Origin of the sequence: Undibacterium sp. YM2 (genome assembly GCF_009937975.1) — a bacterium.
GTDB lineage: Bacteria > Pseudomonadota > Gammaproteobacteria > Burkholderiales > Burkholderiaceae_D > Undibacterium.
On the sequence record NZ_AP018441.1, the window covers coordinates 2,385,299 to 2,399,568 of the forward strand.

Consider the following 14,270-nt stretch of genomic DNA (forward strand, 5'->3'; position numbering starts at 1 on the left):
GTTTGAATATATTCGCCCATGCCCATTAACCCGAAGGAGACGTTCGTGAAAAAGACCTTGCTGTGTTTATTGTTGTCCAGTATTGCTGCAACCAATGCGAACCATGCTTTTGCCGCAGACAAAGTCAAAGTAGGCATGGTCACCACCTTGTCTGGTGCGGGTGCAGGCCTGGGTGTTGATATACGCGATGGCTTTTCCCTCGCGATGAAACATCTGGACAATAAATTCGGCAATTTGCCAGTAGAAGTCATTACGGGTGATGATCAGCAAAACCCTGACGCGACCAAGCAGTTGGTGGACAAGCTCATCAAGAAAGACAAGGTCGATTTGATGACAGGCATCGTGTTTTCCAATCTGATGCTGGCAGTAGGGCCAACTATTTTTGGTGCCAAGGTGCATTACATCAGTGCCAATGCTGGCCCTTCGCAATATGCGGGTGAGCAATGTAATCCTTACTTCTTTAATGTGGCCTGGCAAAACGACAGCCTGCATGAAGCTGTTGGCAAACAAGTCAATGACAAGGGTTTTAAGAATGTCGCGTTGGTGGCACCTAATTACCCTGCAGGTAAAGACGCGCTGACTGGTTTCAAGCGCTATTACAAGGGCAAGGTTGCCGAAGAAATCTATACCAAACTGGGGCAGCTTGATTATGCGACGGAGTTGGCGCAGATACGTGGTCTGAAGCCCGATGCCGTGTATATATTCCTGCCAGGTGGCATGGGTATCAATTTCATCAAGCAGTTTGTGGATGCCGGTTTATCCAAGAATACCCAACTCTTTGGCCCCGGCTTTTCCGCTGATGAAGACATCATCAAGGCAGTAGGCGCACCCATGCTGGGCATGTTCAATGCATCGCAGTGGGGGCATGATATGGATAATCCACAAAACAAACGTTTTGTAGCAGACTTCCAGAAAGAATATGGCCGCTTGCCATCACTGTATGCATCGCAAGGCTATGACGCTGCCATGTTGATGGATAGCGCAGTGCGCGGTGTCAAGGGCAAGATAGAAGACAAGGATGCGCTGGGCAAGGCCATCAAGGCCGCCAACTTCAAATCTGTGCGTGGTGACTTCAAGTTCAACAGCAATCACTACCCTGTGCAAAATTACTATGCGCGCATCATCAGCAAGGATGGTCAGGGCAGGGTGACGAATAAAACCCTTAGCGCCGTATTTACCAATCACCCTGACGCTTATGTAGCCTCTTGCAAAATGCAATAAGACAGTGATTGATCAAGTAAAAATAATTTCCAAGGTAATTAAATGAACATCCTATGCATAGGTGGTGGTCCGGCTGGCCTGTACTTCAGCCTGCTGATGAAAAAACAAAACCCGGCACACCAGATCACCATCGTTGAACGCAATCGCGCTTACGATACCTTTGGCTGGGGTGTGGTGTTTTCTGACCAGACCCTGGGCAATCTGGTGAATGCAGATGAACAGACGGCCCGTTCCATCTTGCAGTCCTTTAATCACTGGGACGATATCGACACGCATTTCAAGGGGCAGGTCGTTAGCTCCGGTGGCCACGGTTTTTGCGGCATAGGCCGCAAGCGTTTGCTGAATATCCTGCAAGAGCGTTGTGAAGAGCTGGATGTCAGGCTGGTGTTTGAAACCGATGTGACAGACGATCAGGCATTGGCGCTGGAATATGATGCCGACCTTGTCATTGCCTGCGACGGCCTGAATAGTCGTGTGCGCACTCGTTACGAGCAAAGCTATCAGCCCGATATTGATACCCGCAAATGCCGTTTCGTCTGGCTGGGTACAAAAAAACTGTTCTCGGCTTTTACCTTTGCCTTTGAAGAAACCGAGCATGGCTGGTTCCAGGCGCATGCCTATCAATATGATGGCGATACGGCGACCTTTATCGTCGAGACGCCGGAAAAGACATGGATCAAGGCTGGCATAGATAAAATGAGCCAGGAAGAGGCCATCGCATTTTGTGAAAACCTGTTCGCCAAATACCTTGATGGCAGTGCCCTGATGTCAAATGCCACGCATTTGCGCGGCTCGGCAAACTGGATCAAGTTCCCACGCATTATCTGCAAGAACTGGGTGCACTGGAACCAGTTAAATAATAAACGCGTGCCCGTAGTTTTGATGGGGGACGCAGCCCATACCGCACATTTTTCCATAGGTTCTGGTACCAAGCTGGCTTTGGAAGATGCGATAGAACTGGCGCGCAGTTTCGAAAAACATGGCGAGCAAGGCATGGATGCCGTGCTGGAAGCCTATCAGGATTTGCGTTCCATAGAGGTCTTGAAGATACAGAGCGCAGCCCGCAATTCCATGGAATGGTTTGAAAACGTCCAACGCTATACCGCCATGGAAGCGCCACAGTTTGCCTATTCCATGCTGACACGCAGCCAGCGTCTGTCGCATGAAAACCTGCGGGTAAGGGATGCTGGCTATGTACGCAGCTTTGAGCAATGGATAGCAGAACAGGCGTATGCCAAGGCTGGCCTGCCTGTGCCCAAAACAAAAATAGCGATTCCACCTATGTTGACGCCCTACAAGCTGCGCAATGTGGTATTGAAAAACCGCATAGTCGTCTCACCCATGGCGCAATACTCAGCGGTCGATGGCGTGGCCGGTGATTATCATCTCGTGCACCTGGGTAGCCGGGCCATGGGTGGTGCCGGCCTGGTATTTGCCGAGATGACCTGCGTCTCTGCCGATGCACGTATCACGCCAGCTTGCCCAGGGCTGTATGCACCTGAACATACACAAGCCTGGAAGCGTATCGTTGATTTTGTTCATGCCAACACCGATGCAAAGATTGCGGTGCAGCTCGGCCATGCTGGTGCCAAAGGTTCTACCTGCGTGGCCTGGGAAGGGACGGATCAGCCATTGAAAGAAGGCAACTGGCCATTGGTCTCAGCGTCAGAGCAACAATACCTGCCTGGCATTTCGCAAGTTGCACGTGCTGCGACAAAAGCAGACATGCAACGCATACAGGATGATTTTGTCCAGGCGACCAGGGCAGCAGCGGAAGCAGGCTTTGACTGGCTGGAACTGCATTGTGCTCACGGTTACCTGCTATCAAGCTTCATTTCGCCACTGACCAATCAGCGTGAAGATGAATACGGTGGTTCGCTGGAAAGCCGTTGCCGTTATCCGCTGGAAGTATTTGCCGCCGTACGCGCTGTCTGGCCTGCGGATAAACCGATCTCAGTGCGTATCTCTGCGCATGACTGGGTAGAGGGCGGCATTACGCCAGATGATGCAGTTGCCATTGCCCGCCTGTTCAAGGCAGCGGGTGCCGACATGATAGATTGCTCATCCGGTCAAGTCAGCAAACAGGAGAAACCTGTCTATGGCCGCATGTTTCAGACGCCGTTTGCTGACCGCATACGCAACGAAGCACAAATCCCTACCATCGCAGTTGGTGCCATTTTTGAAGCGGATCATGCAAACAGCATCATCGCTGCCGGCCGTGCTGATTTGTGCGCCATCGCCAGACCGCACCTGGCTGACCCCGCCTGGACCTTACATGAAGCAGCCAAACTGGGCTTCAATGATATGCCCTGGCCCAGGCAATATGTCGCCGGAAAAATGCAGCTGGAACGCAATCTTGAACGTGACAGGCAGGTTGCCGCAGCCAGCGCTGGCCTGACACCACAGCAAGTTGCCGCCAAATTGCTGGAAGGATGAGCATGGTTGCGTATCAGGAAAAATTACAAGGCAGGCATGCACTGGTCACCGGTGGTGGCAAAGGTATAGGCCTGGCGATAGCGCAAGCTTTGCTCAGCGAGGGTGCGACCGTGACCTTGGCAGGTCGCAGCGAAGCGACCTTGCAGGAGGCTGTAGCCTCTCTGGACTATGCCAAAGTGCAGTATGTCGTCATGGATGTCAGCAATGTGGAATCAGTGCAGGCAGCTTTTCAATTATCACAGGGCAGGGATGGCCGCATCGACATCCTCATCAACAATGCCGGGCAAGCCAGTTCCGCTTCTTTCCTGAAAACCGATGCCAAACTGTGGCAAAACATGCTGGATGTGAACCTGAACGGCAGCTTCATTTGCATGCAACAGGCTTTGCCTGCGATGTTGGAAGCAGGCTGGGGTCGTATCGTCAATGTGGTCAGTACAGCAGGCTTGAAGGGTTATGCCTATGTCTCTGCCTATTGCGCCGCCAAGCATGGCGTGATAGGTCTGACGCGCGCGGTGGCGCTTGAAGTTGCAGCTAAAGGCGTGACCGTGAATGCGGTTTGCCCCGGCTATACCGAAACCGATATCGTCAAGGATGCAATTGCCAATATCGTTGCCAAAACCGGTAGAACTGAAGAACAGGCGAAAGCTGAACTGGCCGCTGGCAATCCACAAAAACGCCTGGTGCAACCGCAAGAGGTGGCAGATGCGGTGTTGTGGCTATGCATGGACGGTGCATCGGCGATGAATGGACAATCCATTGCTGTCGCTGGTGGCGAAGTCATGTGATGAAATCTGAAGAACAGATAAAATCAGGTATGAAAGAAGACAGCAACCCCGTATTCGACATGGAAACCCGTCTGACGCAAGATGACCATCAGTCTTTGCGCCTGTGGTTACGCATGTTGTCTTGCACCGTAATGATAGAGGGTGAAATTCGCAGCCGCCTGCGTAGCGAGTTTGGTATTACCTTGCCGCGTTTTGACCTCATGGCGCAACTCGAACGCCACCCAGAAGGCTTGCGCATGGGTGAACTGTCCAAGCGCATGATGGTCACTGGCGGCAATATCACCGGCATTACCGATCAACTGGAACAGGAAAAACTGGTAACCCGTGTCGCAGATCTCAAAGACAGGCGTGCTTACAGCGTCAAGCTGACACCTGCTGGCCGCCGCGCCTTCAAGCGCATGGCTGCTGTCCATGAAGCATGGATAGCCGATATGTTTTCCGGTTTGCAGACTGAACAAAAAAGTAAATTATTTGAATTATTGTCGCAGGTGAAAACGCATTTGCATGAACCTGGTGTTGATGGCATTGCCGACAATAATACGGACAACCTCAAGCAGGAACAATAAACATGAAATACCTACCTGGACAGCCTCAGAATTTGCCTGGCAATCGTCAACAACTGACGGGCTATGAAGCCAGTCATTTCAAATACGCCGTAGTCGCTGGTGTTGCCACGATCAGCCTGAACCGGCCTGAGCGCAAAAATCCCTTGACCTTTGATTCCTATGCCGAGTTGCGCGACCTGTTTCGTGCACTCGCGTATGGGGACGATGTCAAGGCCATTGTTATTACTGGCGCAGGCGAGAATTTTTGTTCTGGTGGTGACGTGCATGAAATCATCGGCCCGTTGACCAAACTTGATATGCCAGGTCTGCTGAGTTTTACCCGCATGACGGGTGATCTCGTCAAAGCCATGCGTGCCTGCCCACAGCCGATTATCGCGGCAATTGATGGCGTCTGCGCTGGCGCTGGCGCGATTTTGGCACTGGCGTCTGATATACGCCTGGGTACAGCGCGTAGCAAGACAGCCTTCCTGTTCACCCGGGTTGGTCTGGCAGGTTGTGATATGGGCGCTTGTTCCATTTTGCCGCGTATCATAGGGCAGGGGCGGGCTTCTGATCTTTTATATACGGGGCGTTCCATGTCGGGCGAAGAGGCAGAACGCTGGGGATTTTTCAATAGGCTTGTAGAGCCTGAGCAAGTTTGGGAAGAGGCGCAGGCTTATGCGCGCAGCTTGGCCGACGGTCCTACCTTCGCTCACGGCATGACCAAAAAAATGCTGCAGCAAGAATGGAATATGGGGGTTGACGAAGCCATAGAGGCGGAAGCCCAGGCACAGGCCATCTGCATGATGACCAATGATTTTCATCGTGCCTACCATGCCTTCGTTGCCAAGCAAAAACCTGTCTTTGAAGGGGATTGAGCATGACGCATATCATGTCTGACACCAGTTACCTGGACTGGCCCTTCTTTGATGACAAACATCGGGAATTGCAACGCACGCTGGATGCCTGGTCTGCGGAGAATCTGCCTGATCATCATGCGGCTGATGTCGATCAGGCTTGCCGCGATCTCGTCAAGCAACTCGGTGCGGCTGGCTGGCTCAAAAATGCCATAGGCGGTAGTGCTTATGGTGGTAATGCTGACGTTATCGATACACGCGCCATTTGCCTGATACGCGAAACCCTGGCCCGTCATTCTGGCCTGGCAGATTTTGCCTTTGCCATGCAAGGGCTGGGCTCAGGTGCCATCAGCCTGCACGGGACGGAAGCGCAAAAGCAAAATTATCTGAGCAAGGTCGCCAAAGGTGAGGCGATTGCCGCGTTTGCCTTGTCGGAACCTGAAGCTGGTTCGGATGTGGCAGCCATGCAATGTGCGGCAGAATTTGTCGCGGATGCAGATGGTGGTCACTATGTATTGAATGGTGAGAAAACCTGGATTTCCAATGGTGGCATTGCTGATTTCTATGTACTGTTTGCCCGCACAGGGGAAGCGCCGGGCGCACGTGGCATCACGGCCTTTATCGTTGACGCTGATCTGCCTGGCTTTGAGATTGCAGAACGTATCGATGTGATAGCCCCGCATCCGCTGGCACGTCTGAAGTTCACTAATTGCCGTATTCCGGCAACACAGCGTCTGGGCGAAGCAGGGCAGGGTTTCAAAGTGGCGATGGCGACGCTGGATATCTTCCGTACGTCCGTGGCTGGCGCTGCACTTGGCTTTGCCCGTCGTGCCATGGATGAAGCCATGCACAGGGTGACGACACGCAAGATGTTTGGCCAGACCCTGGCCGATTTTCAATTGACGCAGGCCAAGCTGGCGCAGATGGCTGCTACGATAGATAGCTCAGCCTTGTTGATTTACCGCGCAGCCTGGCAAAGAGACCAGGGCCGGAAAGTCACCAAAGAAGCCGCCATGGCAAAACTGACTGCGACTGAAGGTGCGCAGCAAGTGATAGATGCAGCGGTGCAGATGTTTGGTGGCCTGGGTGTCGTCAGCGAAGTGCCGGTAGAGCGCCTGTATCGTGAAATCCGCTCCCTGCGTATTTATGAAGGGGCGACGGAAGTGCAGCAACTGATCATAGGCCGTGAATTGCTGAAAGAGTTTGCTTCCGCATGATTTTTACGGTTGAGTTGCCCATACGCTTTGCTCACTGCGACCCGGCGGGCATTGTGTTTTATCCTCGCTATTTTGAAATGATGAATGGCGTGGTAGAAGATTGGTGCGCGCAAGGTCTGGAATGCAGTTTTCATGAAATGCATATTGCACGCGGCATAGGTTTGCCTACCGTGCATCTGGAAACTGATTTCATCAAACCAGCAGAACTGGGCGAAAGCTTGCTGGCGGAATTGATCGTGACGAAACTGGGCAAGAGTTCAGTCGAACTGGAAATTTGCTTTAGCGGGCAGCAACAGGATGTGCGTCTGAAAGCCAGGCTAGTGCTGGTCATGATGGATTTGAAAATGCGCAAGGCGATAGCCATACCCGATGAGCTGCGTACTGCCATGCTGAAGTACTGCGAAATATAAGATAGATAAGATAGATATAATGGACTTTTCAGGCTCAAGGCTATGAAAAGTCATCAATGAAAGGGATAGATGATGGACATTTTGCAACCTCCAGGCTGGGCCAGACCACGTGGTTATTCGAATGGCATTTCTGCCAGTGGCCGCACTGTGTGCGTCAGTGGCATGGTGGGCTGGGACGCGCAATGCGCCTTTCAGACAGATGATTTTGCTGGGCAAGTTAGGCAAGCCTTGCAGAATATCGTTGAAGTATTGACAGAGGCAAATGCCAAACCTGAGCATATCGTGCGCATGACCTGGTATGTCATCGATAAAAAAGAATATGTAGGTGCCTATAAAGAAGTTGGCGAAGCTTACCGCGACATCATAGGCCGCCATTACCCAACCATGACTGCCGTGCAGGTAGCAGGCTTGATAGAAGACAGAGCCAGGGTAGAGATAGAAGTCACCGCCATTGTGCCGGAGTAAATATGAAGACCAGTATTGCTGTTGTTGGTGCTGTTGGCGCTGTTGGCATCGTCGGTGCCGGTGCCATGGGGCGTGGCATCGCCCAGATTGCGGCACAGGCAGGTTTTACTGTGCTCTTGTTTGATGTGCAGGCAGACGCCGCCAGCAAGGCCAGTCAGTTGATTGCCGAACAATGGCAAAAAATGCTGAACAAGGAAAAACTCAGTGCAGAACAATATCAACGCGCTGTGGAAAACTTGCAAGTCGTCAATAGTGTGCAGGAACTGGCCAAATGTGATCTGGTAGTTGAGGCTATTGTTGAAAAGCTGGATGTCAAACGTGCTTTGTTCCAGCAACTTGATGCCATCGTCAGCGACACTTGCATACTGGCGACCAATACTTCTTCCCTGTCAGTAACCGCCATTGCGGCTGGAACAAAAATACCTGAGCGTGTCGCCGGCCTGCATTTCTTTAACCCTGTCCCCTTGATGAAGGTGGTTGAGGTCATTGATGGTTTGCTGACCGATGCTGCGGTCGCAGAGCAGCTCATGGCGTTCTCCACACAAATCGGGCATTTGCCAGTGCGTGCCAAGGATACACCGGGCTTTATCGTCAACCATGCGGGCCGTGGCTATGGAACGGAGGCTCTGCGGATATTGCAAGAGAATGTCGCCAGCTTTCGCCAGATCGACCAAATCATGCGCGAAGCGGCAGGTTTCAAATTGGGCCCGTTTGAATTGCTGGATCTGACTGGGCTGGATGTTTCTCACCCGGTCATGGAAGCGATTTATCATCAGTATTATGAAGAGCCACGCTATCGCCCTAGTGTCATTACTGCACAGCGGGTACATGCGGGTGTGCTGGGTCGCAAGACCGGGCGCGGTTTTTATTCTTACAGTGGCAATCAGGATGTGCCGCCAGTTCCTGAGCAACTGCCTGCCTGGGCGGGGCCAGTATGGATCAACCAGGAAAATGCGGACGCAGTGCCAGCACTGCTTGCCTTGTTTGAACGTTGCGGCGCCGTCGTCGAAAATGGTGCTCTGCCATCTACGGAAGCAATATGCATAGTTAGCCCTTATGGCGAAGATGTCAGCGCCTGTGTAGCAAGAGCCGGGCTGGATGCCCGTCGCAGCCTTGGCATAGATGCACTGACTGCTTGTCAGGGGCATCTGAGCCTGATGATGAATCCCGCTACAGATGCAAATCTGGCAGCACAATGCCAGTCCCTGCTGCAAAAAAGCGGGCAGGGCGTCAGCCTGATACAGGATAGTGCCGGTTTCGTGGTTCAGCGTATTCTGGCGACCATCATCAATATCGCCAGCGACATAGCTCAGCAGGGTATTTGCAGCCCGCAAGACCTGGACAATGCAGTGGTATTGGGCCTCGCTTATCCGGCAGGTCCGCTGGCTTGGGGCGACAAACTCGGCACTTCGCGTATACTATTGGTTTTGCGGAACTTGTATGCCAGCACTGGCGACCCGCGCTATCGCCCCAGCCCATGGCTGGTACGCAGGGCGCAACTGGGTTTGTCCTTGCTGCATTTGCCACAATAGTGGACTGTAACAGGATAAGGCTGCATAAAACCAGACATGTCACTTCTTAATGTAGAAAAGTGGCAGGTAAATAAATATATAACGGTACATATTCAAATCAGGAGAAACAGATGGCCAAGGCTGTATTTAGTTGGGAAGATCCCTTGTTATTGTCCTCGCAACTCAGCGATGAAGAGCGCATGGTGCAGGATGCCGCGCGTGTTTATTGCGAAGAAAAACTGACTCCAAGGGTACTGGAAGCTTTCCGTCATGAAAAAACAGATCCGGCCATTTTCCGTGAAATGGGTGAGCTTGGTTTGCTGGGTTCCATGATCCCTACGCAATACGGCGGCGCTGGTTTGAACTACGTCTGCTATGGCCTGGTTGCACGTGAGGTGGAGCGTGTGGATTCCGGTTATCGTTCCATGATGAGTGTACAAAGCTCGCTGGTGATGGTGCCTATCAATGAATTTGGCAGCGAAGCACAAAAACAAAAATACCTGCCCAAGCTGGCAACTGGAGAATGGATAGGCTGCTTTGGCCTGACCGAGCCTAACCACGGTTCTGACCCCGGCAGCATGGTGACCCGTGCCAAGACTGTACCGGGTGGTTATTCCCTCAGCGGCGCGAAGATGTGGATCACCAATAGCCCTATCGCTGATGTCTTTGTGGTTTGGGCAAAAACAGATGATGGCCGTATCCGTGGCTTTATTCTGGAAAAAGGCTGGAAAGGCCTGAGCGCACCGGCCATTCACGGCAAAGTTGGTTTGCGTGCTTCCATCACTGGCGAAATCGTCATGGATGAAGTATTCGTGCCAGAAGAAAACCTGATGCCGAATGTAGAAGGCCTGAAAGGCCCGTTCACTTGCCTGAACTCTGCCCGTTATGGTATCGCCTGGGGTGCATTGGGCGCGGCAGAATTCTGCTGGCATACGGCACGTCAATACACCATGGACAGACTGCAATTTGGTCGCCCACTGGCCGCAAATCAGCTGGTACAGAAAAAACTGGCTGACATGCAGACAGAAATCACGCTGGCACTGCAAGGCTGTTTGCGTCTGGGGCGTATGAAGGATGAAGGTACGGCAGCCGTTGAAATCACGTCCATCATGAAGCGTAATTCTTGCGGCAAGTCCCTGGATATCGCCCGCACTGCGCGCGATATGCTGGGTGGTAATGGTATTTCCGATGAGTTTGGCATTGCCCGTCATCTGGTGAACCTGGAAGTCGTCAACACCTATGAAGGTACGCACGATATCCACGCACTGATATTGGGCCGTGCGCAGACTGGAATCGCTGCTTTCTAAAATAGCGGTACTCCAAGCTGCTTGCAAAACCATAACAGCCGCTTTGCCTTTAAGGCAGGCGGCTTTGGTTTTATGGCATGGCTTGATTTGCCTGCCTGATTTTTTACCGCAATTTCTCCCGCCTATTCTTCGACTTTCTATAAAATTTGCGCGATCGCAAGGTGTGTTCAATTTTTTCCATTGATGATTGCCAAAAAGCGATAAAGCAGGATTCAGATCCTACAGATGCTGTCGCGTGTTCGTCTTGATGAGATTTTTGGTGAAAATACAATGAAATTTCCAGTGACTCAACGCTTCTGGACCTGGTTTACCCGTCCTTTGTTATTGGTGGGGTTGCTGTTGACCATCCCGGCATTTTATCTGTTGCTGGGTGGTACTACTGACATCACCGAGCTGGCCGGGCGCAGCCTGTATGCGGCCTCAGCTTTGTTGATGCTGGTCGATACTGGTCTGCAATGGCAAAAGAACAGAAATCAAAAAAGACGTAGTGGCAAGCTGGCACTGGATGGCGTGATTATCGCTGGTTGCCTGCTGAGCATCGTCTTTACCGGCGAGGCTTGGGGTACGCTGGAATGGCTGCTGCGCCTGGCGCTGGTAGCCGTCATTCTGCTGCGTCTTGCGACCCTGGTTTTGCAGCACATGAAACCCAGTCATCTGGTGCAAATGATAGTGCTGGCCTTGTTGATGCTAAGTTCCGCAGGTGCCGGGTTTTACTGGCTGGAACCCAATGTGCATAGCTATGCAAATGGTGTCTGGCTGGCTTTTACGACGATAGCTACCGTGGGTTATGGAGATATTGTCCCATCTACACCCGCGTCCAAGATATTTGCCGTCTTCATCGTTTTGCTTGGTTATGCCATGTTTTCCATCGTAACGGCCAATATCGCCGCCTTGTTTGTGGAGGAAGAAGAAGCGAATCTGGAAAAGCAACTGCATGCTGATATACGCCACTTGAGCAGGGAAGTGGCTGCACTCAGGGAAGAGTTGCGCAGCCGGGATCGTCTTTTCCTGGAGAAGGAAAAGGCGAGGGAATTGAAACAGGCTGCGCAAACTGAGTAATGTCCGGCAGCCTGCAGGTTAATTGATTTTTTGGTAAGTGAATGAGCGGGCGATGATACGGTCCAGCAAAGCGCTCTTCACCTGTCCATGCAAGCTTCCATAGACACGACCACATTCAGCATCTGCGCGGCTTTGTATAAAGGTGAGGGCGATATCTTCTTCAGCATATTCGGCCATCAAAAAAGCCTGTGCCGTCAGTACCAGTTTTTGGGTAATGCGGCGGGCGTTCATTTCCCTGAATTCTGTTGATGCCAGGTCTGGCTGTAATTCCTGCACCATTTTCCTGACCTGCTCAGATGCTGAATTGCTCCATAATTGCAACAGTAATTGCAGGCCTTCCGGGTCTCTTTCCATGGCACGCAAGACATCCAGGCACATTACATTACCTGAGCCTTCCCAGATGGAGTTGACTGGCGCTTCACGATATAACCTCGCCATGGGGCCAGTCTCGACATAGCCATTGCCACCCCAGACCTCCATGCATTCACCGGTAAATTCCAGCGCACGCTTGCAAATCCAGAATTTCGCGGCAGGCGTCATGATGCGTTTCCAGGCGCGTTGCAAGGCGTCATCTGGTGCATCCAGGGCAGCAGCCAGATGCAGCATGAGTCGGGTTGCTGCTTCGCTTTCCAGTGCCAGGTCAGCCAGTACATTACGCATCAAAGGCTGATCTACCAGCTTCTTGCCAAAAGCCGTGCGATGGCGTGCATGATGGATGGCTTGCACCAGTGCCTGCCGCATCAGACCTGCGCTGCCGATGACGCAATCCAGCCGGGTCAGGTTGGCCATTTCTATGATGGTTGGTATGCCCCGGCCTTCATTACCTATCATGACGCCGTAGGCATCTTGGAATTCAACTTCGCTGCTGGAGTTGGATTTGTTGCCCAGTTTGTCTTTGAGACTTTGTATCAGGATAGAATTCTTGCTGCCATCAGGACGCCAGCGCGGTACAAAGAAACAAGATAAGCCAGTTTCAGTTTTGGCCAATACCAGATGGGCATCGCACATGGGGGCAGAGAAAAACCATTTGTGGCCGGTCAGTGCATAAGCCTGGCCTCGTCCTTCCGCACCCAGCGCTACTGCCGTGGTGGTATTGGTGCGCACATCCGAGCCACCCTGTTTTTCCGTCATACCCATGCCTATCAGGATGGATTTTTTCTGGGCTATCGGCAAGTCACGCGAATCATGTTCCAGCGAGTACAGTTTGTCTTTGAGTTCAGCGAACAGCACAGCTTCGTTTTGCAGCACGGGGATGGAGGCAAAAGTCATTGTGCTGGGGCATAAGGAACCAGATTCCACCTGTGACTGCATGAAATAGCCGGCTGCACGGGCAACATGTGCACCCATGCGCGATTGACTCCAGGGGCTGGCATGCAAGCCTTGCTTGCGCAATATTCCCAATAATTGATGCCAGCTCGGATGAAAATCTACCCTGTCTATGCGCTTGCCCTGTCTGTCATGAGTATGCAGCTCGGGCAGATGCGTATTGGCCAGCGTAGCAGCTTCCAGCACGGCGCTGCTGCCCAACTCCTGTCCAGATTCTGCCAGCGTGTTTTGATACCAGTCAGCCTGATACTGCGCCAGGCTGGTCATTAGAACGGCATCACTAGTGAAAATATTGTAATCTTGCAGGTCTGCGACCTGATTGCTTATTTCATGGGTTTGCCACTGCATATGGGCCTCATTGAGATGGGGGTATTGATGTTGAGTAAATAAGTAAGCCAGATGAATAGTGTAGTCTGATGAAGTAATCAAGATGTTCGCCTTTTAGCATTCCCCAAGTACCTGAACTTATAAAACAAGAAACACCATGAGCGAGTCTGCCAGCCCTTTGAAACTACGCCGCAAGCCAGTGCAGCAACGCTCAAAAATGACACAATTGGCAATCCTCGATGCCTTTGTTCGGCTTTTGGTCGAAAAAAGCTATGCCGATCTGACCATGCGCGATATCGCTTTGGTTGCTGGCGTAGGTTTGGGTACCTTGTATGAATACTTCCCTGGCAAGAAGTCGATAGCAGCCCATTGTATCCATGAGCGGATGAAGAATATCGGTGCGCAGATGCGCATCTGGGTGGAGTTGCAACATGGTCAGCCCTTGCAAGACATCGTCACGGATCTGCTGGAGCGCATCATTCTTTTGCATGCCGACAAGACCGAGGAGTGGTCTGCCCTGATTTTCCTGGAGCGGCAGATTTCTAATATGGAAGCCTATAGCGCTTTGTATGGGCAGGTTGTTGATATCTGGGAATCTGCTTTTGCGGCAAGCTCAGACCGTGCGCTGTACCCCAATACCAGCCCGGCGATAGTCCACGCGGCTGTCTACGGCGTCTTGTACCAGACCCTGATGTTGTCCCCACAAAGCCTGCAAGAGCCTGAATTTCTTGCTCAGATGAAAAACTTGGTGTTGGGATATCTGCAAATCACTGATCAGAGTGCCCGAATAAGGTAAAATCGCGG

At 52.0% G+C, this 14,270-nt stretch carries 13 protein-coding genes; 12 read left to right on the forward strand and 1 reads right to left on the reverse strand.

Annotation, left to right across the window (positions count from 1 at the left end):
• Nucleotides 1-18 precede the first annotated feature (18 nt).
• From UNDYM_RS10795 to UNDYM_RS30640, 11 genes are all read left to right on the forward strand, one after another.
• Entirely contained in the window at nucleotides 19-1,221 is a 1,203-nt protein-coding gene (locus UNDYM_RS10795) for an ABC transporter substrate-binding protein (protein ID WP_162041035.1), read from the forward strand.
• A gap of 42 nt (nucleotides 1,222-1,263) precedes the next feature.
• Nucleotides 1,264-3,657 (forward strand): bifunctional salicylyl-CoA 5-hydroxylase/oxidoreductase, encoded by a 2,394-nt coding sequence (locus UNDYM_RS10800; RefSeq protein ID WP_162041036.1) that lies wholly within the window; start codon nucleotides 1,264-1,266, stop codon nucleotides 3,655-3,657.
• A gap of 2 nt (nucleotides 3,658-3,659) precedes the next feature.
• The gene (locus UNDYM_RS10805) at nucleotides 3,660-4,442 is read left to right on the forward strand and encodes an SDR family NAD(P)-dependent oxidoreductase (protein ID WP_162041037.1); all 783 of its coding nucleotides are present in this window, start codon (nucleotides 3,660-3,662) and stop codon (nucleotides 4,440-4,442) included.
• Nucleotides 4,442-5,008, forward strand: coding sequence for a MarR family winged helix-turn-helix transcriptional regulator (locus UNDYM_RS10810; protein ID WP_162041038.1), 567 nt, complete (start codon nucleotides 4,442-4,444; stop codon nucleotides 5,006-5,008). Before UNDYM_RS10805 ends, UNDYM_RS10810 begins: the two co-directional genes overlap by 1 nt.
• Nucleotides 5,009-5,010: 2 nt before the next feature.
• Nucleotides 5,011-5,865, forward strand: coding sequence for an enoyl-CoA hydratase family protein (locus UNDYM_RS10815; RefSeq protein WP_162041039.1), 855 nt, complete (start codon nucleotides 5,011-5,013; stop codon nucleotides 5,863-5,865).
• Between the two features lie 14 nt (nucleotides 5,866-5,879).
• Nucleotides 5,880-7,061, forward strand: a complete 1,182-nt coding sequence (locus UNDYM_RS10820; protein ID WP_162044565.1) for an acyl-CoA dehydrogenase family protein — start codon at nucleotides 5,880-5,882, stop codon at nucleotides 7,059-7,061.
• Nucleotides 7,058-7,471 (forward strand): thioesterase family protein, encoded by a 414-nt coding sequence (locus UNDYM_RS10825; protein WP_162041040.1) that lies wholly within the window; start codon nucleotides 7,058-7,060, stop codon nucleotides 7,469-7,471. The genes UNDYM_RS10820 and UNDYM_RS10825 overlap by 4 nt, the downstream gene beginning before the upstream one ends.
• Before the next feature lie 72 nt (nucleotides 7,472-7,543).
• Nucleotides 7,544-7,936, forward strand: coding sequence for a RidA family protein (locus UNDYM_RS10830; protein ID WP_162041041.1), 393 nt, complete (start codon nucleotides 7,544-7,546; stop codon nucleotides 7,934-7,936).
• Between the two features lie 2 nt (nucleotides 7,937-7,938).
• Nucleotides 7,939-9,468 (forward strand): 3-hydroxyacyl-CoA dehydrogenase, encoded by a 1,530-nt coding sequence (locus UNDYM_RS10835; RefSeq protein ID WP_162041042.1) that lies wholly within the window; start codon nucleotides 7,939-7,941, stop codon nucleotides 9,466-9,468.
• A 110-nt stretch (nucleotides 9,469-9,578) separates the two neighbouring features.
• Nucleotides 9,579-10,754 carry an acyl-CoA dehydrogenase gene (locus UNDYM_RS10840; RefSeq protein ID WP_110253131.1) on the forward strand — a complete coding sequence of 392 codons (1,176 nt, stop codon included), beginning with the start codon at nucleotides 9,579-9,581 and terminating at the stop codon, nucleotides 10,752-10,754.
• A 270-nt stretch (nucleotides 10,755-11,024) separates the two neighbouring features.
• Nucleotides 11,025-11,813, forward strand: a complete 789-nt coding sequence (locus UNDYM_RS30640) for a potassium channel family protein (protein ID WP_232063954.1) — start codon at nucleotides 11,025-11,027, stop codon at nucleotides 11,811-11,813.
• Nucleotides 11,814-11,831: 18 nt separating this feature from the next.
• Here the strand turns inward: UNDYM_RS30640 and UNDYM_RS10850 are convergent, their stop codons facing one another.
• Entirely contained in the window at nucleotides 11,832-13,487 is a 1,656-nt protein-coding gene (locus UNDYM_RS10850) for an isovaleryl-CoA dehydrogenase (RefSeq protein ID WP_162041043.1), read from the reverse strand.
• A 136-nt stretch (nucleotides 13,488-13,623) separates the two neighbouring features.
• On the opposite strand from UNDYM_RS10850, the gene UNDYM_RS10855 reads away from it, so the two are divergent.
• A complete protein-coding gene (locus UNDYM_RS10855; protein ID WP_162041044.1) occupies nucleotides 13,624-14,262 on the forward strand; it encodes a TetR/AcrR family transcriptional regulator in 639 nt (212 codons plus the stop codon).
• The last annotated feature ends 8 nt before the right edge of the window (nucleotides 14,263-14,270 follow it).